The 18,659-nt window shown below is 52.6% G+C and carries 17 protein-coding genes; 3 read left to right on the forward strand and 14 right to left on the reverse strand.

Translation table 11 applies throughout. The annotated features are described in order from the left end of the window. The first annotated feature begins 158 nt into the window (after nucleotides 1–158). Nucleotides 159–782 carry a thymidine kinase gene (locus tag FXY30_RS07185; RefSeq protein ID WP_071705956.1) on the forward strand — a complete coding sequence of 208 codons (624 nt, stop codon included), beginning with the start codon at nucleotides 159–161 and terminating at the stop codon, nucleotides 780–782. Here FXY30_RS07185 and FXY30_RS07190 read toward each other — a convergent pair. The 11 genes from FXY30_RS07190 to FXY30_RS07240 all read right to left on the reverse strand — a co-directional run bounded on the left by FXY30_RS07190 (nucleotide 779) and on the right by FXY30_RS07240 (nucleotide 14,117). After that, entirely contained in the window at nucleotides 779–1,498 is a 720-nt protein-coding gene (locus FXY30_RS07190) for a B3/B4 domain-containing protein (protein WP_071705957.1), read from the reverse strand. The two genes, FXY30_RS07185 and FXY30_RS07190, sit on opposite strands and share 4 nt — an antisense overlap. 15 nt (nucleotides 1,499–1,513) lie before the next feature. After that, nucleotides 1,514–3,274 carry a pyruvate kinase gene (pyk, locus tag FXY30_RS07195; RefSeq protein WP_071705958.1) on the reverse strand — a complete coding sequence of 587 codons (1,761 nt, stop codon included), beginning with the start codon at nucleotides 3,272–3,274 and terminating at the stop codon, nucleotides 1,514–1,516. Between the two features lie 11 nt (nucleotides 3,275–3,285). Continuing rightward, nucleotides 3,286–4,245 carry a 6-phosphofructokinase gene (pfkA, locus tag FXY30_RS07200; protein ID WP_071705959.1) on the reverse strand — a complete coding sequence of 320 codons (960 nt, stop codon included), beginning with the start codon at nucleotides 4,243–4,245 and terminating at the stop codon, nucleotides 3,286–3,288. Next, a complete protein-coding gene (locus tag FXY30_RS07205; RefSeq protein WP_071705960.1) occupies nucleotides 4,242–7,784 on the reverse strand; it encodes a DNA polymerase III subunit alpha in 3,543 nt (1,180 codons plus the stop codon). The genes pfkA and FXY30_RS07205 overlap by 4 nt, the downstream gene beginning before the upstream one ends. Before the next feature lie 67 nt (nucleotides 7,785–7,851). Further along, nucleotides 7,852–8,589, reverse strand: coding sequence for an NAD-dependent protein deacylase (locus tag FXY30_RS07210; RefSeq protein ID WP_071705961.1), 738 nt, complete (start codon nucleotides 8,587–8,589; stop codon nucleotides 7,852–7,854). Between the two features lie 25 nt (nucleotides 8,590–8,614). Then, nucleotides 8,615–9,082, reverse strand: coding sequence for an 8-oxo-dGTP diphosphatase (locus tag FXY30_RS07215; RefSeq protein WP_071705962.1), 468 nt, complete (start codon nucleotides 9,080–9,082; stop codon nucleotides 8,615–8,617). Nucleotides 9,083–9,098: 16 nt separating this feature from the next. After that, nucleotides 9,099–9,746 (reverse strand): deoxyribose-phosphate aldolase, encoded by a 648-nt coding sequence (gene deoC, locus FXY30_RS07220; protein WP_071705963.1) that lies wholly within the window; start codon nucleotides 9,744–9,746, stop codon nucleotides 9,099–9,101. 35 nt (nucleotides 9,747–9,781) lie between these two features. Further along, complete coding sequence (deoD, locus tag FXY30_RS07225) at nucleotides 9,782–10,489, reverse strand: purine-nucleoside phosphorylase (protein ID WP_071705964.1); 708 nt, start codon at nucleotides 10,487–10,489, stop codon at nucleotides 9,782–9,784. Nucleotides 10,490–10,527: 38 nt separating this feature from the next. Next, nucleotides 10,528–11,802 carry a glucose-6-phosphate isomerase gene (locus tag FXY30_RS07230; RefSeq protein WP_071705965.1) on the reverse strand — a complete coding sequence of 425 codons (1,275 nt, stop codon included), beginning with the start codon at nucleotides 11,800–11,802 and terminating at the stop codon, nucleotides 10,528–10,530. Beyond that, complete coding sequence (locus tag FXY30_RS07235; protein ID WP_071705966.1) at nucleotides 11,799–12,890, reverse strand: PP2C family protein-serine/threonine phosphatase; 1,092 nt, start codon at nucleotides 12,888–12,890, stop codon at nucleotides 11,799–11,801. The genes FXY30_RS07230 and FXY30_RS07235 overlap by 4 nt, the downstream gene beginning before the upstream one ends. Nucleotides 12,891–12,965: 75 nt before the next feature. Next, nucleotides 12,966–14,117, reverse strand: coding sequence for a THUMP domain-containing class I SAM-dependent RNA methyltransferase (locus FXY30_RS07240; protein ID WP_071705967.1), 1,152 nt, complete (start codon nucleotides 14,115–14,117; stop codon nucleotides 12,966–12,968). Nucleotides 14,118–14,269: 152 nt separating this feature from the next. On the opposite strand from FXY30_RS07240, the gene FXY30_RS07245 reads away from it, so the two are divergent. Together FXY30_RS07245 and FXY30_RS07250 are read left to right on the forward strand one after the other, a co-directional pair. Beyond that, nucleotides 14,270–14,545, forward strand: coding sequence for a FeoA family protein (locus FXY30_RS07245; protein ID WP_071705968.1), 276 nt, complete (start codon nucleotides 14,270–14,272; stop codon nucleotides 14,543–14,545). Beyond that, entirely contained in the window at nucleotides 14,535–15,062 is a 528-nt protein-coding gene (locus FXY30_RS07250; protein WP_197675359.1) for a methylated-DNA--[protein]-cysteine S-methyltransferase, read from the forward strand. Before FXY30_RS07245 ends, FXY30_RS07250 begins: the two co-directional genes overlap by 11 nt. A 117-nt stretch (nucleotides 15,063–15,179) precedes the next feature. Here the strand turns inward: FXY30_RS07250 and FXY30_RS07255 are convergent, their stop codons facing one another. From FXY30_RS07255 to FXY30_RS07265, 3 genes are all read right to left on the reverse strand, one after another. Then, nucleotides 15,180–16,697, reverse strand: coding sequence for a CoA-acylating methylmalonate-semialdehyde dehydrogenase (locus tag FXY30_RS07255; protein WP_071705970.1), 1,518 nt, complete (start codon nucleotides 16,695–16,697; stop codon nucleotides 15,180–15,182). Between the two features lie 89 nt (nucleotides 16,698–16,786). After that, the gene (locus FXY30_RS07260) at nucleotides 16,787–17,809 is read right to left on the reverse strand and encodes a zinc-binding dehydrogenase (RefSeq protein ID WP_071705971.1); all 1,023 of its coding nucleotides are present in this window, start codon (nucleotides 17,807–17,809) and stop codon (nucleotides 16,787–16,789) included. Between the two features lies 1 nt (nucleotide 17,810). Beyond that, nucleotides 17,811–18,647, reverse strand: coding sequence for an SDR family oxidoreductase (locus FXY30_RS07265; RefSeq protein WP_071705972.1), 837 nt, complete (start codon nucleotides 18,645–18,647; stop codon nucleotides 17,811–17,813). Nucleotides 18,648–18,659 lie beyond the last annotated feature (12 nt).

The following is an 18,659-nucleotide window of genomic DNA, read 5'->3' on the forward strand; positions in this document are numbered from 1 at the left end:
TTTTCTCCTTTTCTGCAAAAACTTTCCCGTTTATTATAGCACGGAACGCCGATACCATGCCGCAAAGGTCTCGTGTCCTTCCCCATGATTTCGCACGTGTCTTCTGCGCCGTGTTATAGTATAGGCAGTTCGTGCAGAGGAGAAAGAAAAGGGGACATATGGCTAAACTGTATTTTCGCTACGGCGCAATGAATTCCGGCAAATCGACCTTGCTGTTGCAGGTCGCCTACAACTATGAAGAACGCGGAATGCAGGTCCTGCTGCTGAAACCGGGCGTGGATACCAAGGGCGAGGATGAAATTGTCAGCCGTCTGGGCGTGCGCCGCCGCGTCGATCGCACCATCACAAAAGATACGGATTGTCGCGTGCTGGTGCAAGAAGAAATCAAAAAGCGCCCCATCGACTGTATTCTGGTCGATGAAGCGCAATTTCTCTCTCGGCAGCATGTGGAACAGCTTTTTACCACCGTTATCGATGCCGATATTCCCTGCATCTGTTATGGCCTGCGCACCGATTTTCGCGGGGAAGGTTTCCCCGGCAGTCAACGTCTGCTGGAGCTTGCCCATTCACTGGAAGAGCTCAAAACCATCTGTCATTGCGGGCGTAAAGCCATCATGAATATCCGCCGGGTAAACGGCCAAACCGTTTTTGAAGGCGATCAGGTGTGCATCGACAACAGCGCCACCATCGAGTACGAGGCCGTCTGCGGACAGTGCTTTTTGGCGGAACGAAGAAAGCTTGGTGAGGTGCCTTTAGCAAGCCTGGATGCAGATCTTTGCTAAATTTCTACTTCTCTATTTTTCGTCGTAAGAACCGTCTTTACCGCTACTTCCGCATCCAAATAACGCTTTCCATCTTCGGCCAGCCGATCAAGAATCGCGAGTAAATCGGCATGTCGTGTCGGATCCACGCTTTCTACGATCAAAAATGCCTTCTTCGTGTTTTCCGTAAGCATGGTGCGCTGACCATCACGCCAATTCCAGCAACGGCAGACCGCTCCGGCATCATCCAGATAGCACAGTTCGCCGGGCAGCGTGGGGTTGTTCTCTTCATCGCCCAGCGCGAGAAAAGCATCGCCACCATTTTCAGAAACCGTCAGGCGCAAATCCCCCACGAAACAGTCGATGTCTTCACCGCCGACCGGAAGTGCATAGGTAAGGGATGCCATATTGTAAATGTCCACAAGTGGATTGATGCAGGATATCTCATTTCCTTTGTAAACACGGGTAAGCAGCGCTTCGATGGAAGAGCGATTGCCTTTTTTCTTTTTGAATTTTTGAAAGGCCTCGCGCCAGACCGCAATCACCTTGCTTTGGCTAATGGGCGTCGTGTCCAACCACTGTAAAGCTTTTTTGTTGGCTTGCTGCAGTTCCTCTTTTAATTCCGGATGTTCGGTATAGACCGCATCCGTATTGTTCACATTCTCCAATACTACAACGCCAATTTCCGCTTCCGGAAACAGAGTCCAAAACGATTCTTCCGTAATAAACTTCGTCATTCCTTCTCCTTTTTTCTAAGCGAACGCCTGTATCCCCTTGTACACCACGCCGGTTGAAGCATCGACCGTGACTTCTTCTCCCTCTTGCAACAGTTTATAGGCATCCGTCGCCCCGACAATGGTCGGAATATTGTAATGTCTTCCCAGAATGGCTGCATTGGACGTCAGGCCGCCTTCTTCCACGACGACGGCGCCCGCTTTTTCAATATATGCAATCATATCCGTTCCCGTGGTGCGACAAACGAGAACGCTGCCGGGAACAAAGGAGTTTTTGATTTCTTCCACCGTGGAGCCGTGAACGACATGGCCGGAAACGATGCCCTTTCCGATGCCGGTGCCGGAGGCGACGATATCGCCAATCGTATGCACCTTGATGAAGTTGGTGGATGCACCCCGCCCGACGGGAATGCCGGCGGTTAACACGATCTGATCGCCCTGATGACATATTCCAGTGGAAAGCGCCGCCAAGATAGAACGCTCAATGAGTTCATCCGTTTCTTTGGAAACGGTGGAAAGCACCGGGGAAACGCCCCATACCAGCGACAGCTGGTGATACACCGATTCGTCCGGCGTAACCGCAATGATCGGGGTTGCCGGGCGATAGCGGGAGATCTGGCGCGCCGTAAAGCCGCTGGCCGTGGAGGCCACAATGGCAGCAAGCTGGATCTGTTGCGCAATAATACAGGTCGAGCGGGAAATGGCACTGGATACATCAATGCTCACCCACATATCCCGATCTTCAATGGTACGCAGAAAATCCGGCGATTTCTCCGTGGTTTCCGCAATGACGCGCATCTGACGTACTGCTTCCACCGGATATTTTCCCGCTGCCGTTTCTCCGGAAAGCATCACCGCGTCCGAGCCGTCTAAAATCGCATTGGCGACATCGTTGACTTCCGCCCGCGTCGGACGGGGATTGCGCTGCATGGAATCCAGCATTTGCGTGGCGGTGATCACCGGCTTGCCGGCTAAATTGGCTTTGCGGATAATCTGTTTTTGTACCAGCGGTACCCGTTCGGTAGGTATTTCCACGCCCAGATCGCCGCGTGCGACCATAATTCCGTCGGCAACATTCAAGATGTCATCCAGATTGGTCACGCCCTGCTGCGATTCAATTTTGGCAAAAATAAGCACCTTCTCGCCGCCATGCTCTTCACAAAGCGCTCGAATATCCAAAATATCTTTCGCGGAGCGAATAAAGGACGCAAAAATGATTTCGATTCCTTCCTGCAAGCCGAACAGAATATCGGCACGATCCGTGTCCGTCAGCGCCGGAAGCTGGATGTCCGTCGCCGGCACATTCACGCCTTTTCGATTGGAAATCACCCCGTTATTGTTGGCTTTGCAATGAATTTCCGTGCCGTTTTCCACCGAGAGCACTTCCAGTTCGACTAAGCCATCGTCAATGAGAATGCGCGTGCCTTCGCTCACATCGTTCGGCAAACCCGGATAAGAAACATGGGCAATCTCTTTTGTTCCCTCCACATCACGCGTCGTCAGCGTGAAAAGATCCCCTGTCGACAGTTCCACCGGCGTATCGTTTTGAAACGTACCCAGGCGAATTTCCGGTCCTTTGGTGTCCAAGGCGATAGCAAGTGGCACCTGCAGTTCCTCACGCACCCGATGCAGCGTTTCCAATTTTCGTCTCTGTTCCTCATGCGTGCCGTGCGAAAAATTCAGACGCGCGACGTTCATTCCTTCTTTGACCAATGCTTCTAAGCAGCTCGCCTCTTCCGAAGCGGGACCTATGGTACAAACAATTTTTGTTCGCTTCATCGGTACTCCTTTCAGCTGGACAGCACTTGCGCCATTTCATACAATTCCTGATTAAAGGTGTGTGGCACCGCAATGGCTTCCAAAATCGGCATGGCGAAGATTTCTTCTCCGCGTACGCCGATGGCGATGGAACTGGATCCGGCTAACAGCTCTTTCACGGCCCGATAGCCCATGACACATCCTAATTTCGCATCGGTGAAGCTGGGGCTTCCGCCGCGCTGCACGTGGCCTAAAATAGTGAGTTTGGTTTCCACACCGGTTTTTGCTTCAATTTCTTTGCGCATGTTATAAGGCTCACCCGTACCTTCGGCAAAGACGATGATGTGATGGCGTTTGCCGCGCTTTCGTCCGCGCAGAATGCGATCCGTAATTTCCTGCATAGAGAAGGAATGCTCCGGCACGATGATGGTTTCGGCGCCACCGGCAAGCCCCGCATAGAGAGCGATATCGCCGCAGTGACGTCCCATCACTTCAATGATGTTGGCGCGACCGTGCGAGTTGGAGGTGTCGCGCAATTTGCCGATGGATTCGATCACCGTCTCGACAGCCGTATGAAAGCCGATGGTATAGTCTGTGTAGCCCAGATCATTGTCAATGGTTCCCGGAATGCCCACCGTGCGAATGCCGCGGTGATGCATCTGTGCGGCCCCCTGAAACGAGCCGTCGCCCCCAATGACCACCAACCCGTCGATGCCGAACTGCTGCAGAATGCGTACGGCCTTATCCTGTCCCTCCGCTGTTTGAAACTCTTCCGAACGCGCGGAGCCTAAAATGGTTCCACCTTTTTGAATAATATCGGCGACGCTGGAGACATTCATTTCATAAATGTCGCCGCTCATCAAACCGTCGTAGCCGTAGCGAATGCCCTTGACGCGCAGTCCGGCATCAAAGGCGGTACGTGCCACGGCACGAATCGCCGCGTTCATGCCGGGCGCATCGCCACCTGACGTGAGTATGCCAATCGTCTTCATTCTGTATCCTCCTGTGTCTCGTTGAACACGACATTGCGCTCCCCGAAGAGCTGTGTGAGCTCCTCCAATAAAGCGGAAGTGCCGTCTCCATAATACCCCTTCGGGATGGAATAGGCTCTTTCCTCATCCGCAAAATACACAATTACCGGAACCGACCCGGAATGTCGTTCCAAAATGGACGTCATGGCTGCATAGTCTTCGCGATTCTGCTGTGGCAGGCGCACATACAGTTTGCCGGTCCTTTTGGGTCTCGCCTTCGCAGTATCGGTTGCCGCAGTAGTCTTCTCCTCCGTCACACGGTAGGAAGAAGCCTCTCTTCCTTTCGGCGCCGTCGGCAACTCTTCTTTCGTCCAAAGGCGATCCACCAACAGATTCACTTCGTCCTCCCGCACCTGCAAAGAACCGCTTAACAGCAACGGCTCTTCCATGCGGATGCGGTCGCGATAGGACGCGTAGACGCGCGGAAACACCACGCAGCGCAGACTCCCGGTGCGATCCTCCACCTCGAGAAAGCACATGGCTTCCTGCTTTTTGGTCAACAGATCGCGCTTCCCCCGAACGATGCCCGCAAAACGCACCTTTCGCCCATCCAAGTGCTCACGGTTCTCCTCTTCCAACAGTTCCTCCGTCGAAAAGGACTGAAAGGGTGCAAACGCCGCTTCATACGGCGCAAAGGGATGCCCGGAAAGATACACGCCCAAGACCTCTTTTTCATAGGCAAGCCGCTCGGGAAGGCCATATTCCGGAACCGGTTTTGTGTGCCATTCGCCCGAACCTTCTAAAGCGGAGAGCGTGCCAAAGAGCGATTGCTGCCCACTGAGATTCTGGCGATGTGCCGTTTGGATGCCCGAAAGGGACATCTCCAAATTCGCCATCATCTGAGCGCGATGCGCGCCCAGGCCGTCACATGCGCCCGCATAAATGAAGCTTTCCAGTGATTTGCGATTCAGTGCGTTGCTGTCGACATCACAGATGCGGCGCATATATTCTTCCAGGGACGTAAACGGCCCATCTTTTCGTGCCTTCACCGTCGCCTCCACGATGGCGCTGCCGACATGCTTGATGCCCAACAGGCCGAAGCGCATGGAATTCCCCTCTACCGAAAATTTGTTGAAGGAAGCGTTCACATCCGGCGGAAGCAGTTTGACCCCGATGCGTTCCGCTTCACGAATATAGAGCGACATTTTCGAAAAATCGCCCATTACGCTGGATAGCAGCGCGGCAAAATATTCGCAGGGATAATACCGTTTCAAATAGCCCGTCTGCACCGCCAAAAACGAGTAGGCCACGGAGTGCGATTTGTTGAACGCATATTTGGCAAATGCGATCATCTGGTCAAAGATTTCATTGGCGACCGCAGCAGGAATACCGCGGTGCACACAGCCCTCAATGACGGCCGTTCCATCCGCCTCCGTCTTGCCGTGTACAAAATATTCGCGATTTTCTTCCATGACGGCCATCTTTTTCTTGGACATGGCGCGGCGCAAATTGTCCGCTCCGCCAAGCGTATAACCGGCCAATTGCTGCACAATCTGCATGACCTGTTCCTGATACACGATGACGCCGTAGGTTTTTTCCAATATGGGCGCCAGAGCCGGATCCAGATAGCGTACCAGCGCGGGATTATGCCGCGCCTCGACATAGGTCGGAATCTGTTCCATGGGACCCGGACGGAATAAGGCGTTGGCAGCAACCAGATCATCAAAACGCGTCGGCTTGAGCTGCGAAAGAAAACGGCGCATTCCCGGCGACTCGAATTGAAAGAGACCGATGGTTTCCGCATCCTGAAACTGTTTGAGTACTTCGGGATCATTGACATCCATGTGATCCAGATCGGGACGCGTTCCCGTTCGTTTTTCAATCATATCCAGGGCATCATCAATGACCGTGAGGTTGCGCAGGCCGAGAAAGTCCATCTTGAGAAGACCCAGCTCTTCCAACTCGATCATGTTGTACTGCGTCGTCACCTGACCGCTGTTGGTCGAGAGGGGAACCAGATTCTCCACCGCCTCACCGGCAATGAGAACGCCGGCGGCGTGCGTGGATGTATGGCGCGGCATGCCTTCAATCGCACGAGCCAAATCCACCAACCGCTTATTTTGTTCATTTTCCTGATAGATCTGTCGGAAATCGGGGCTTTCTTCCAACGCGCGATCCAGTGTCATCTTTAACGCATTGGGAACCGCTTTGGCGATGCGGTCGACAGCGGCAAGCGGCATGTCCAGAACGCGGCCGACATCCCGAATGGCCATTTTGGCCGCCAGCGTACCGAATGTGACAATCTGCGCCACTTTTTCAGCGCCGTACCGTTTTTTCACATAGTCAATCACTTCTTCCCGGCGCACATCGTCGAAGTCGATATCAATATCCGGCATGGATACACGCTCGGGGTTAAGAAAGCGTTCAAAAAGAAGATCAAAACGCAATGGATCAATTCCGGTAATGTCCAAGGCATACGCCACGATGGATCCGGCGGCGGATCCGCGGCCCGGGCCGACGGATATGCCGTGGGTTTTAGCAAAATGCACAAAGTCGGACACAATGAGAAAATAATCCACAAAGCCCATGGAGGCGATGACGTCCAACTCATGCTCGGCACGCGCCATCGCCTCTTCGGAATCCGGATATTTCTGTTTCACATTTTCACGCACCAGGCGGCGCAGATAGGTTTCATGGTCTTCCCCGCCGGGCACTTCAAAGTTTGGCAAATGCGGCTCATGAAAAGCAATTTCAACATTGCAGCGTGCGGCAATGCGCGCCGTATTCTCGATCGCACCGTCATAGTCGCCAAGAATGGTTTCCATCTCTTCCGGACTTTTTACGTAAAACGAATCATTCGGAAAGCGCATCCGCTTTTCCTGATCAAGGGTCGCCCCGGTCTGGATGCAGAGCAGAACGTCGTGCGCTTCGGCATCCTCCTGGCGCAAATAATGACAGTCGTTGGTGGCGACCAAACCGATGCCGGTTTCCTCATGAATGCGGGCAAAAATGCGGGCAACCGCGGCCTCTTCCCGCAATTCATGATGTTGAATTTCCAGAAAAAAGTGATCCTTGCCAAACAGTCGTTCATAGCGCAGCGCCGTTTCTTTCGCCACGTCATACGTGCTGTCTAACGCGCGCTGGGCGCACTCGCCGGCAAGACATGCCGATAACGCGATCAGACCCTCATGATATTTTTCCAAGATGGAAAAATCCACGCGCGGCTTATAGTAAAAGCCTTCCACCCATCCGGTGGAAACAATTTTCATCAGATTATGATAGCCGATCTCATTTTCGGCCAATAGCACTAAATGATAGCGCGTACGGTCCTTGCGATCGAAGCGATCCTCCGTTACGTAGATTTCGCACCCGATAATGGGCTTGATGCCGGCATCTTTCGCAGCCTTATAGAATTGAATCGCGCCGAACATATTGCCGTGGTCCGTGATGGCGACGGTATCCATTCCCTGTTCGCGCACGGTATCCATCAAGCGGTCAATACGGCAAAAGCCGTCCAACAGGCTGTACTGTGTATGTAAATGGAGGTGTGTAAAGGTCACCCGTGCCTCCTGTCCGTGTTTGCGTCTTCATCGACGAAAAATATGCTTCGCCCTTTTCCCCGCTTTCTCAGTCTTTCACCAAAGCTGGCAAAATTTCGGCGATGTTGCCATGGATCGCAATATCCGCTTGCGAATCCGCCGGGGTCGGATCCCGGTTGAGAAGAATAAACCGGTGACCGCGATAATAATTGAGCAGTCCCGCCGCCGGATAGACCACGAGCGACGTTCCGCCCACAATGAGCGTGTCGGCCTTGGCAATGGCCTGAATCGCACCGAGAAACACTTCTTCATTGAGGGGTTCGCCATAGAGAACCACATCCGGGCGCATAATCTCCCCGCAGATCGGGCAAAGCACCCGCCCCTTTCCGGCCATAAATTCTTCGCTTGGCATATGATGGTGGCAGGCGGGACAATAGATGCGCGACATATTGCCATGCACTTCAAAAACACGTTTGCTGCCGGCCCGCTGATGCAAACTGTCGATGTTTTGCGTCACCACCGCATCCAGTTTTCCTTCCTGCTCCAGACGCGCCAACGCCAAGTGGGCGCCGCTGGGCGGCACCTGATAACTGGCGATACATTCGCGGGTAAAATCCGCAAAGCCGTCGGGATCTTCGACGCTAAATTCGTGACTGAAATAATATTCCGGAGAATGCTCGCGCTTCATGGTGTGATAGAGGCCGTTTTCCGAACGGAAATCCGGAATTCCCGAAGCCGTGGAAACGCCGGCGCCCCCGAAAAAGACAATGTGGGAGCTCTCTTTGATCCAAGCTTTCGCTTTGTTCATCGCGTCTGTAAATTCCATGGCTTCCTCCTTTGGCTTGGTGGCGTCACCGAATGAAGGTGACCTCGCCCTTTTTTCCGTCCTGGACGGTAATCAGCACCTCTTTCGCTTTTCCCTGATAAATTTCCAGCATCTCATCCATAGAATCGCTCTTCGGTTGAATCGCTAAAAAAGAAGAAAACGGCATCCACGTAAGGCTGCCTTCCGGCCCGGCTACGACCTCGCCGGAAAAGTCCTCACAGCGATATAGGAGGCCCAGCTGGCGCAAGGGTTTATCCTGATGCAGCCAATGCACCATGCCGACGAGCTCCACGCGGCCGAGGGTAAGGCCGGTTTCTTCCCACGCTTCCCGGCGCATGGCATCGGTCAAACTCTCGTTCGGCTCCACTTTTCCGCCCGGAAAGGTCAGACCTTCCCAGCCTTCTTTTTTCACTTTATCCAGCACTAAAACGGCGCCGTCCGCACGCTTAAGCATTACCATGTTAAGCAGCTGAACGTCTTCCTGTCGATGCATGCTTGCCTCGTTTTCGTTATTTCATGCCTTCCACGATGGCAATCCCCGCGCTGGCACCGATACGCGTCGCGCCGGCTTCGATCATGGCCAAGGCTTCTTCTGCTGTGTGGATGCCACCGGAGGCCTTCACTTCGGCGCTGTCGCCTACGGTTTCCTTCATCAGTCGCACATCGTGAACCGTCGCGCCGCCCGTCGAAAAGCCGGTAGAGGTTTTCACAAAGTCCGCACCGGCCTGAATCGCTAACACACAGCCGAGGGATTTCTCCTCATCGGTCAATAGACACGTCTCCAGAATGACCTTCAGGATGCGATTGCCGCAAGCGGCCTTGACCTGGGCGATGTCCTCGCGCACGTATTCGGTATCGCCGCGCTTCAACGCGCCCACGTGAATCACCATATCAATTTCATCCGCGCCGTTTGCTACCGCGTCGCGCGCTTCGGCCGCTTTGGCCGCCGTTGACATAGCGCCAAGCGGGAAGCCGACCACGCAGCACGTCTTCACATCCGAGCCGACGAGACGTCCATGCACCTGTGCGACAAACGAGCCGTTTACACAGCAGGAATAAAAGTGGTACTGCAAGGCCTCTACGCACAATTTTTCAATTTCTTCCGGCTGCGCGTCGGGCTTTAGCAACGTGTGATCGATCATCCGATTGATCTGCATAGTTTCCTCATTTCTATTTTATTTCGTTCTTTACATTACACGGCCAGTGCAATTTCCATCATAGCGTGAAAGCTGTTCTGTCGTTCCTCGGAGGTGGTTTCCTTGCCGCTGACGAGGGAATCGGAAATGGTGAGAATGCCCAGCGCATCGACGCCGGCAGCGGCAGCTAAAGCGTAAAGGGCGTAGGTTTCCATTTCCACAGCCAAACAACCCATATTGGCCCATTTTTTCCAATGGGCTTCGCTGCTGTTCAGCGGATTATAAAAGACATCCGTCGAAAAGACGTTGCCCACGTGCACCGTTTTTCCCTGGGCATCAGCCGCCTGTGCTGCGCGCGAAAGCAGATCCCACGAGGCGATGGCAGAATACGTACCGTTCAGATCATAGGGAAAGGCAATTCGCGAATCGGTGCAGGCGCCTTGGGCAAGAACGAGGTCATACAGATGCAAATCTTCCCGCATCGCTCCCGCCGAGCCCACGCGAATCAAAGTCTTTACCCCATAGGCATGAATTAATTCATAGGCGTAAATAGAAAGGGAAGGCATACCCATGCCCGTTCCCATGACGGAAACGCGCTCTCCTCGATAGATGCCGGTATAGCCCAGCATATTGCGCACGCGATTGAAACACACCGCATCGGTCAGATAGGTTTCCGCAATGAATTTTGCCCGCAAGGGGTCTCCCGGAAGCAAAATCTTTTCGGCGATAGCGCCGTTTTCCGCTTCAATATGTGGTGTGGCCATGTTTCCTCCTTGTAAAAAATCCGTTCCGCACGCTTTTTCTAAAAGCCCGGTTTGCCCAAACGTTGGAACATATTCGTCTTATATTGCTCCACGCCCGGCTGATTGAAGGGATTGACGCCCATGGCATAGCCAGTGACGCCGATGACCACCTCAAAGAAGTACAGCAGGGCGCCGAGAGTTTCGGCATCCAATTTCGGGAAAACCAGTAAATGATTGGGCACGTCACCGTCAAAATGCGCCTGACGCGTCGCTTCCATGGCCTGTTCATTCACCTCGTGCATCGTCTTACCGGCCAAATAATTGAGCCCATCGAGGTTATCCGCCGTAGCCGGAACGGCCACATCCTGCTGGGCTTCCGCAAACCACACCACCGTCTCAAATAGGATGCGCGGACCTTCCTGAATCCATTGGCCCAACGAATGCAAGTCTGTCGTATTGCCGACGGAGGCCGGGAAAAGTCCTTTGCCATCTTTCCCTTCGCTCTCACCCGCCAATTGTTTCCACCATTCCTGGACGTAGTGCATCTTGGGTTCATACGCCACAAGAATTTCGATGCTCTTTCCTTGCGCCATGAGCGCCAGACGGGATGCGGCATAGCGAAGAGCCGGGTTGGTCTCAAAATTCGCCTCGAGTGCCGTCTTACGCATGCTTCGCGCACCAGCAATGATCGCATCCACATCGATGCCTGCCGCAGCAATCGGTAACAGACCGACCGCAGTCAATACGGTAAAGCGGCCGCCGATGTCATCCGGAACCACGAAGGTTTCATAGCCTTCGGCATCGGCCAGGGTCTTGAGTGCGCCGCGCGCTCGATCGGTCGTGGCAAAGATGAGGGACTTGGCCTTTTCTTTGCCGACATTTTCTTCCAGCAGTGCCTTGAAATGACGAAACGCCACAGCCGGTTCGGTGGTCGTCCCGGATTTGGAGATGACGTTAATCGCAAAGGTCTTCCCCTTGAGGTGTGTTAATAGTGCCACCGTTTCTTCGGCGCTAAGCTGATTTCCCGCAAAGAGGATTTCCGGTTCAGCCTTTTCGTACGATGGGGAAAGAGCCTCAATGACCGCACGGGCACCGAGGTATGATCCGCCGATGCCGATCACAACCAGCGCCTCCGCTTCGTTACGAATGCGTTTCGCTGCTTCACGAATGCGCGCCAATTCTTTTTGATCCACCTGTTCCGGCAGATCCACCCAGCCTAAAAAGTCATTGCCTGCGCCATTCTTTTGCACTAACGTGCGCAGCGCGTTCAATACTTGTTCTTTGTTGTCTTCCCGGACCTTCGCATTTCCGGCTTGTGACAAATCCAATTTCATGCTTTCCTCCTTCGATTTTCCACATACACAATGGCAATATCGTCCTTGAGTTGTTCTCCTGTGTATTGACGCAGATCATGGACGATCGTCGGTAACGTATTGTTCTTCGTGGTGAGCAACAGGCGGCGCAGATTTTCTTCGCCGTATTCCATACCAAGCGCATTCTTGGCCTCGACCGCTCCATCCGTAAAGAAAAGAAAACGCTCGTTTTTTCGCATCGGACGAACCTGTTGCACATAGGTATACTCTTCCAAGAGAACCGGCGAAATGAGGCGGCCGGTGGCGTATAGAACGTCTAGCTTCCCGTCGCATTCCACCATGGGCAAACAATGATGTCCGGCATTGGCATAGGTCAACGTGTTTTCCACGGTATCAAAAACGGCATAAAACAGGGAAAAATACTGTCCGTCGTCCATTTGAATTTCGAAAAAACGATCGCGCAGCGCTCTTAATACTTGCGCCGGCTCCCGGATTTGCTCTTCTTCCAAAATGGATCGCATGGTCTGTCGGACGAACATGGTCAAAATCGAAGCCGATACGCCGTGACCGACCACGTCGGAAATATAGAAGCCCAAGCGTCCTTTTCCCAAGGGAACAAAGTCAAAAAAATCTCCGGAAAGCTCCTCGCTCGGCATATAGGCAAAGTCGAATTCTAATGGGCCAAATGTCTTGATGCGCGGCAGCATTTTGGTCTGAATGGTGCGTGCTAAGGCAATTTCTTTTTGCCATTTCCGGTTACGATTCAAAAGCTGCACCGTAATATTGTTCTGGATGGTGGTATCGCGAAACACCTGAATGGCCGCCACAACTTCCCCCTCTTCGTAGATGGGCGAATTCATCACGGAGAAAACATGACCGGCAACGCAAAATTCCGTTCTTGTGACGGTATGCTCCAAAAACGGGCCCGTCGCCGTGGACAGCGGAAACACCGGTTTTCCCTTGCTTTCCACTTGGTTAAAACGTAGCAATGCCTCATTTTCAAAAAGAATACGTCCCTTGCGGTCGACCACGCGCACGTAATCTTCCATGGCATTTAAAATCGTCGTGTCGGTAAGAAAGGTCTGCTCTTTTCTTGTGGTATTTTTCATGCGTTCCTCCCTTACCATTCTCGTCATTATCTTATCATAGCAGAGCCCTTTGCGACGGAGAATCCGCATGGTTCGTTAGCGAAACCGTTTCGGATCGGGGCCTAAAAATTGATAGTAGGTCGTTTGTTCGCCTCCATTAAACAGCTTTCGCCGCCTCGTGGCTTCTTTTCCCGCTTCCTGCAGGGCCCGCTTCTCGAAATCCGGCATGACAGTCAGGACATAGATCGACCACGTGCGCAAGGTTAAAAAGCGCCGGGCAAAATCGCACATCAGCTCTTCCACCCCTTCCACGGGAGAAAGGCGCTTGCCATACGGCGGATTGGTCACGAGGACGCCGAAGTTTTCACGAAGTCCTACTTCCCGCATGTCGCGTGTCACAAAATGTACCATGTCGGAAACGCCCGCTTCCTCGGCATTGTGACGCGCAATGCGCACCATGGTCGGATCGATATCAAAGCCGAGCATATCCGCTTCGAGATCGGTCTTCACGCGAGAGAGCGCTTCGCGGCGCAGTTCTTTATATCGTTGAGCATCCATCCATGGCCAATCCAAAAACAGAAAAGAGCGATCCAGTCCCGGCGCTATGCCCCGCGCTTTTCGCGCTGCCTCAATCACGAGAGTGCCCGATCCGCAAAAGACGTCCGCAAACGGGCGATCCGGCGTCCAAACAGAAAGATCCACCAGTGCCGCTGCCAGGGTTTCTTTCAGCGGCGCACCGCCTTTCTCGCGCCGGTAACCGCGCTTAAACAAGCCTTCCCCGGTCGTATCCATGCACACCACGCATTCGTCGTGGCGAATGGTCACGTCGATGGGATAGAGTGCCCCGTCTTCCGGAAAATGTTCCAGCGCATCTCGACGCTGTAATGCGGTTACCACCGCTTTTTTGACCAGCTTCTGCACATCGGACGGCGAAGCCAATTGGGACTGCACGGTTTTCGCACGCACCGGAAAACGAGCATCGCGCGGCAAATACGCCGTCCAATCCAGCGCTTTGGTCGCTTCAAATAATGCGTCAAAGCTCTCGGCACGAAAACGCCCTACTTCCAGCAATACGCGATCCGCACTGGCCAAATAGAGATTGGCGCGCATCACGTCTTCACACGTGCCTGGAAAAAGCACATGTCCCTCTTCAATACGGCAAGGGCCAAAACCGAGCGCTTCGCATTGTCTTTTTACCACCGCCTCCAGCCCGAAGGCTGCTGTAGCATGTATGGTCCATTGCGTCATTTGTCTTTCCTCCCGGTTCTATTTTGTTGCATTGTGTACGATTTTTCCAGTCGGGCAAATTAAAGAACATCCGCTTGACGCCGAATCCATTCATGCGTAGAATATTGTTAGATAAAGCTAACATCATGCTACGCCATTAGAAAGGATAAACCATGAAACTGTTTTTAGCGAATCCGGGTGAAACCTACGAAATTGTACATATCGGCGGCCGCGAAAAGTTGCAAAAGCAGTTGATGAATCTCGGTTTTGTTCCCGGCAGTCACATTCGACTGGTAAATGAAACGCAAGGAAACTACATTGTCGTGGTCAAGGAAACACGACTCGGCATCAGCCGCGAGCTCGCACAGAAGATTGACGTGGCCCCGGTCACGGAAAGTGCACAGTCAATTGTACTCCAGGCGCGCCCCTGCACAGACCATGAAAGCTGAAGATTTTCGGGTTTGCCCAACTCCTCCCGCGATGACGGGATTTTATTCTTCTCCGCTCGGCACCATTCGAATCACATTCGATGAAAATGCTCTTCACGCATTGCGCTTTGAGGAGCATTTTTCTGTTTCACGTTTACCGGACTATGTGAACCACCCCGTTTTTCTAGAGACAGTCCGCTGGTTGGACCTCTATTTTTCCGGTCAACAGCCGAATTTTCTTCCTCCTCTGGCGATTACGACAACGCCCTTTCGCCGGGTCATCTACGAGCTTCTGCTTACAATTCCCTATGGGCAAACCGTGACCTATGGCGATGTTGCCATGCAGGCGGCAAAACGATTGAACCGTCCGACGATGTCCGCTCAAGCTGTCGGCAACGCCGTGGCGCACAATCCCATTCTTCTCATCATCCCCTGTCATCGCGTAATCGGCGCAAACGGCGCGCTAACGGGGTATGCGGGTGGGTTGAGACGAAAGACTCAGCTGTTGGCATGGGAGGAGCGATGGAAGAAAACGTAAGCACTATTTTCCGCATACATAAAGAGAAACAGGACGCCACCGCGTCCTGTTTCTCTTCGACAAAGGAATGCTCTATTGTTTAGGCCATTTTCATGGCCTTGGAAAAGAATCCATCGATCAGCGGTCGACGGACCCTTCCCATGTGCCGACTTCTCTATATTTAGAACGATCATCGAACCAATGTTTGGTAACGGTTTTTGCACGCGTGTAAAAACGGACGCCATCCGCTCCAAGCACGTGCAAATCGCCAAAGAAGGAATCTTTATTTCCGGAGAACGGGAAATAAGCCGTCGGTACGGGAATGCCGACATTGATTCCTACCATACCGCCATCCGTGCGCATTTCAAATTCGCGTGCATAGTATCCGCTCTGCGTGAAGATAACCGAGCCGTTCGCAAAGGGATTGTCATTCATGACTTTCAAGCCCTCTTCGAAGTCCTTCACCCGTTTAATGAGGGTAACCGGTCCAAAAATTTCCTGTGTTCCCACAGACATTTCTTCCGTGACATGGTCGAAAATGGTCGGGCCGACAAAATAGCCGCCTTCATAACCCGGAACAACGATATCTCGCCCATCCAGCACAAGCTCCGCGCCTTCTTTAACCCCTTGGTCAATCCAGCGCACAATCGAATCTTTGTGTTCCTGCGAAACAACAGGACCCAAATCCGTATTCTCATCGTATGCGCAGCCCACTTTCATGGCCTGTGCCTTCTCCTTGAGCAGAGCGACAAAGCGATCTGCTATGCTCTCCTGGACAACGATGACCGGAAGCGCCATGCAGCGCATGCCGGCACAGCCATACGTGGAGTTGATGATGGCCTTGGTGGCACTTTCCAGATCCGCATCTTCCAGCAGAAGGGCATGGTTTTTCGCTTCACACTGCGCCTGCACGCGCTTGCCGTTCGCCGAAGCGAGCGAATAAATATGCTTGCCGACCTTTGTAGTGCCGACGAACGTAATCGCCTTGACACGCGGGTCTGTCAGTAAAATCTCCGCCTCATGACGGCTGCAGGTTACCAGGTTTACCACGCCTTTCGGGAATTTGGCTTCCTCATAGAAAAGTTCCAACATCCGCATGGATGTCAGCGGCGTCAGCGTATTTGCCTTGAGAACAACCGTATTTCCTGTTGCCAGAGCGAGCGGAACCATCCATCCCCAAGGAATCATTGCCGGGAAGTTGAATGGCACAATGCCACCGACAACGCCAAGCGGTTCACGATACGTGGCCGTATCGTAGCCGGTTGTTACGTTAAGAGATGCATGGCCCTGGGAAGCAAAGGAAATTCCTGTGGCAAACTCTGTCGGCTCAATGGCTTTTAAGACATCGCCGCGTGCTTCAGCAAGGTTTTTGCCCAATTCTTTCGCACAAAGCACCGTTAATTCTTCCAAATGGTCCATCAACACATTACGCCAGGTAAACAGATATTGTGTGCGGCGGCTTAAAGACAGCTTAGACCAGCTCTTATACGCCTCATGTGCCGAAGCGATCGCTTCTTCCACCTCTTCTTTGGTGCAACTGGGTACCTGAGCCAGCAGTTCGCCGGTGCTTGAATCCGTCACGTCATAATATTTTTCCGCTTTGGATGTTTTCCATTCCCCATTGACACAATATTTCATTTTTTTCACTTCGTTCATTTTTTCTCCTTGCCTTATTTCATTTTCCTTTGTTCGGTTCGTTCATCAAAACAACCGTCACCAAAAAAGTGTATCCTTGCTACGCGTTTTTAACGCAAGGCAACGACTTTAATCGCCATGCCGGGATCTTTGTCCAGCGCTGCAATAGTTTCGGGTAACTCGTTAAAAGCAACGACTCGAGAAATGATTTTGCGTGGGTCAATTTTTCCTTCTTCAATCAGTGAAACCACTTCTTCGAACTCTGCCGTTACACCGGTACGAGAGCCGAGGATCTTTAATTCCTTACGCGTGATCACCGCGGTAGGAAGTTCCACGTCCCGATCCGGCCAACCGGTAAGAGCGATGCGACCCGTTGAGGCGGCATAATCCAATGTGCTGCGCACCGCTGCCGGGGCGCCGGACATTTCACAGACACATTCCGCCAGCCTGCCGTTTGTCATCTCCAACAGCTTTTCCACCGCATTTTCTTTCATCGGGTTGATTGTGCCATCCGCGCCCAGAGCCGTTGCTACCTCGAGACGCTCGTCAACGACATCGGAGACAATCACATGCAAGCCTTTTGCTTTTGCGACGATCGCGGTGAGAAGGCCGATACACCCTGCACCAATGATGACCACATGCTCACCCGCTTTTGCTTGCAAGCGATGCAGCGCATGAAGTGCAATCACCGTTGGCTCAATCACAGCACCCAGCTCGTTATCAATCGAATCCGGCACTTTAATCATCAATTTGGTCGGATGCACAAAGGTTTCACACATCGCACCGTCCGTCTGCACGCCAAGGCATTTTAATGACGTACAGGCATTGGTCTGCCCTTGCTCGCAGGCGTAGCACGTTCCGCAATAGAGATACGGATTGAGAACCACGCGATCCCCCACGCGCAGTTGACGCGGATTTTCCCCTTCGCCAATCTCTACGATTTCACCGATAATCTCATGTCCAATGATCACCGGATACGTAACGTTCGGGCTTTTTCCGGCATAGGCATGTACATCCGACCCGCAAACCCCCATGGACAGCACCTTGATTTTGCTGTGATTGGAAAGCATCTTCGGTTCGTTGACATCCACCACCCGGATATCTTTTTTTCCTAGAATTTGAATCGCTTTCATATCACACCCCACTATAAGCCGTATAGCCGCCATCCACCGGAATCACGGCTCCCGTTACAAAGCCGGACAACTCCTTGTCCAGAAGAAAGCCGATGGTTCCCAATAATTCCTCCGGAACTCCGAGACGCTTCATCGGCGTACCCTCAATAATTTGACGCAATCGTTTTGTCGGCGTTTTTCCATCTTTTTCATAAAAGAGCGGCTTTGTCTGCTTGGTGAGCAAAAAGCCCGGTGCAATGGCATTCACGCGAATGGGCACCGCCGAAAAATACATGGCCAGCCATTTTGTAAAATTGCTAAGCGCCTCTTTTGCCGCCGAATACGCCGGAATTTTAGTCAAAGGCAGGAAGCTGTTCACGGAGGCGATGTTTATAATAGCCGCATCGTCGCTGTCCAGCATATCCTTTGCAAATTCCTTGGTCATCAAAAACGCGCCCATGAAGTTGATGTCAAACACAAAGGAGAAATCCGGTTTGCTTAAATCAAAGAAGGTTTTTTCTTGACCAAGTTGTTCTTTTGCAAACACCGGACTCGTCGTCGTCGCTTTCGGATGATTTCCTCCGGCGCCGTTGATCAAGAAGTTGATCGGCCCATAGGTTTTACGAATCGTTTCATGCGCTTTACGAATGGCATCTTCATCCAGCACATCACAAGCGATCGCGAGCGCCTCGCCTCCTTCTTTCCGGATCTTCTCCTGCAAATCGGTTACCGCTTGCAAATCAATGTCCAGAAGGCAAACGCGCGCATTCTGTCGCGCTAAAAACAGCGCCATTTCACTACAGAGAATTCCGCCTGCACCGGTAATTGCGACAATTTTTTGTTGAAAATCAAAACGCATGTTTTCCTCCCA

This window comes from Murdochiella vaginalis (assembly GCF_902381775.1).
Taxonomy (GTDB): domain Bacteria; phylum Bacillota; class Clostridia; order Tissierellales; family Peptoniphilaceae; genus Murdochiella; species Murdochiella vaginalis.

Coding starts and splice junctions, on each gene's coding strand:
- FXY30_RS07185 (WP_071705956.1), top strand. CDS start 159: ATGGCTAAACTGTATTTTCGCTACGGCGCAATGAATTCCGGCAAATCG.
- FXY30_RS07190 (WP_071705957.1), bottom strand. CDS start 1,498: ATGACGAAGTTTATTACGGAAGAATCGTTTTGGACTCTGTTTCCGGAA.
- pyk (WP_071705958.1), bottom strand. CDS start 3,274: ATGAAGCGAACAAAAATTGTTTGTACCATAGGTCCCGCTTCGGAAGAG.
- pfkA (WP_071705959.1), bottom strand. CDS start 4,245: ATGAAGACGATTGGCATACTCACGTCAGGTGGCGATGCGCCCGGCATG.
- FXY30_RS07210 (WP_071705961.1), bottom strand. CDS start 8,589: ATGGAATTTACAGACGCGATGAACAAAGCGAAAGCTTGGATCAAAGAG.
- FXY30_RS07215 (WP_071705962.1), bottom strand. CDS start 9,082: ATGCATCGACAGGAAGACGTTCAGCTGCTTAACATGGTAATGCTTAAG.
- deoC (WP_071705963.1), bottom strand. CDS start 9,746: ATGCAGATCAATCGGATGATCGATCACACGTTGCTAAAGCCCGACGCG.
- deoD (WP_071705964.1), bottom strand. CDS start 10,489: ATGGCCACACCACATATTGAAGCGGAAAACGGCGCTATCGCCGAAAAG.
- FXY30_RS07230 (WP_071705965.1), bottom strand. CDS start 11,802: ATGAAATTGGATTTGTCACAAGCCGGAAATGCGAAGGTCCGGGAAGAC.
- FXY30_RS07235 (WP_071705966.1), bottom strand. CDS start 12,890: ATGAAAAATACCACAAGAAAAGAGCAGACCTTTCTTACCGACACGACG.
- FXY30_RS07240 (WP_071705967.1), bottom strand. CDS start 14,117: ATGACGCAATGGACCATACATGCTACAGCAGCCTTCGGGCTGGAGGCG.
- FXY30_RS07245 (WP_071705968.1), top strand. CDS start 14,270: ATGAAACTGTTTTTAGCGAATCCGGGTGAAACCTACGAAATTGTACAT.
- FXY30_RS07250 (WP_197675359.1), top strand. CDS start 14,535: ATGAAAGCTGAAGATTTTCGGGTTTGCCCAACTCCTCCCGCGATGACG.
- FXY30_RS07255 (WP_071705970.1), bottom strand. CDS start 16,697: ATGAACGAAGTGAAAAAAATGAAATATTGTGTCAATGGGGAATGGAAA.
- FXY30_RS07260 (WP_071705971.1), bottom strand. CDS start 17,809: ATGAAAGCGATTCAAATTCTAGGAAAAAAAGATATCCGGGTGGTGGAT.
- FXY30_RS07265 (WP_071705972.1), bottom strand. CDS start 18,647: ATGCGTTTTGATTTTCAACAAAAAATTGTCGCAATTACCGGTGCAGGC.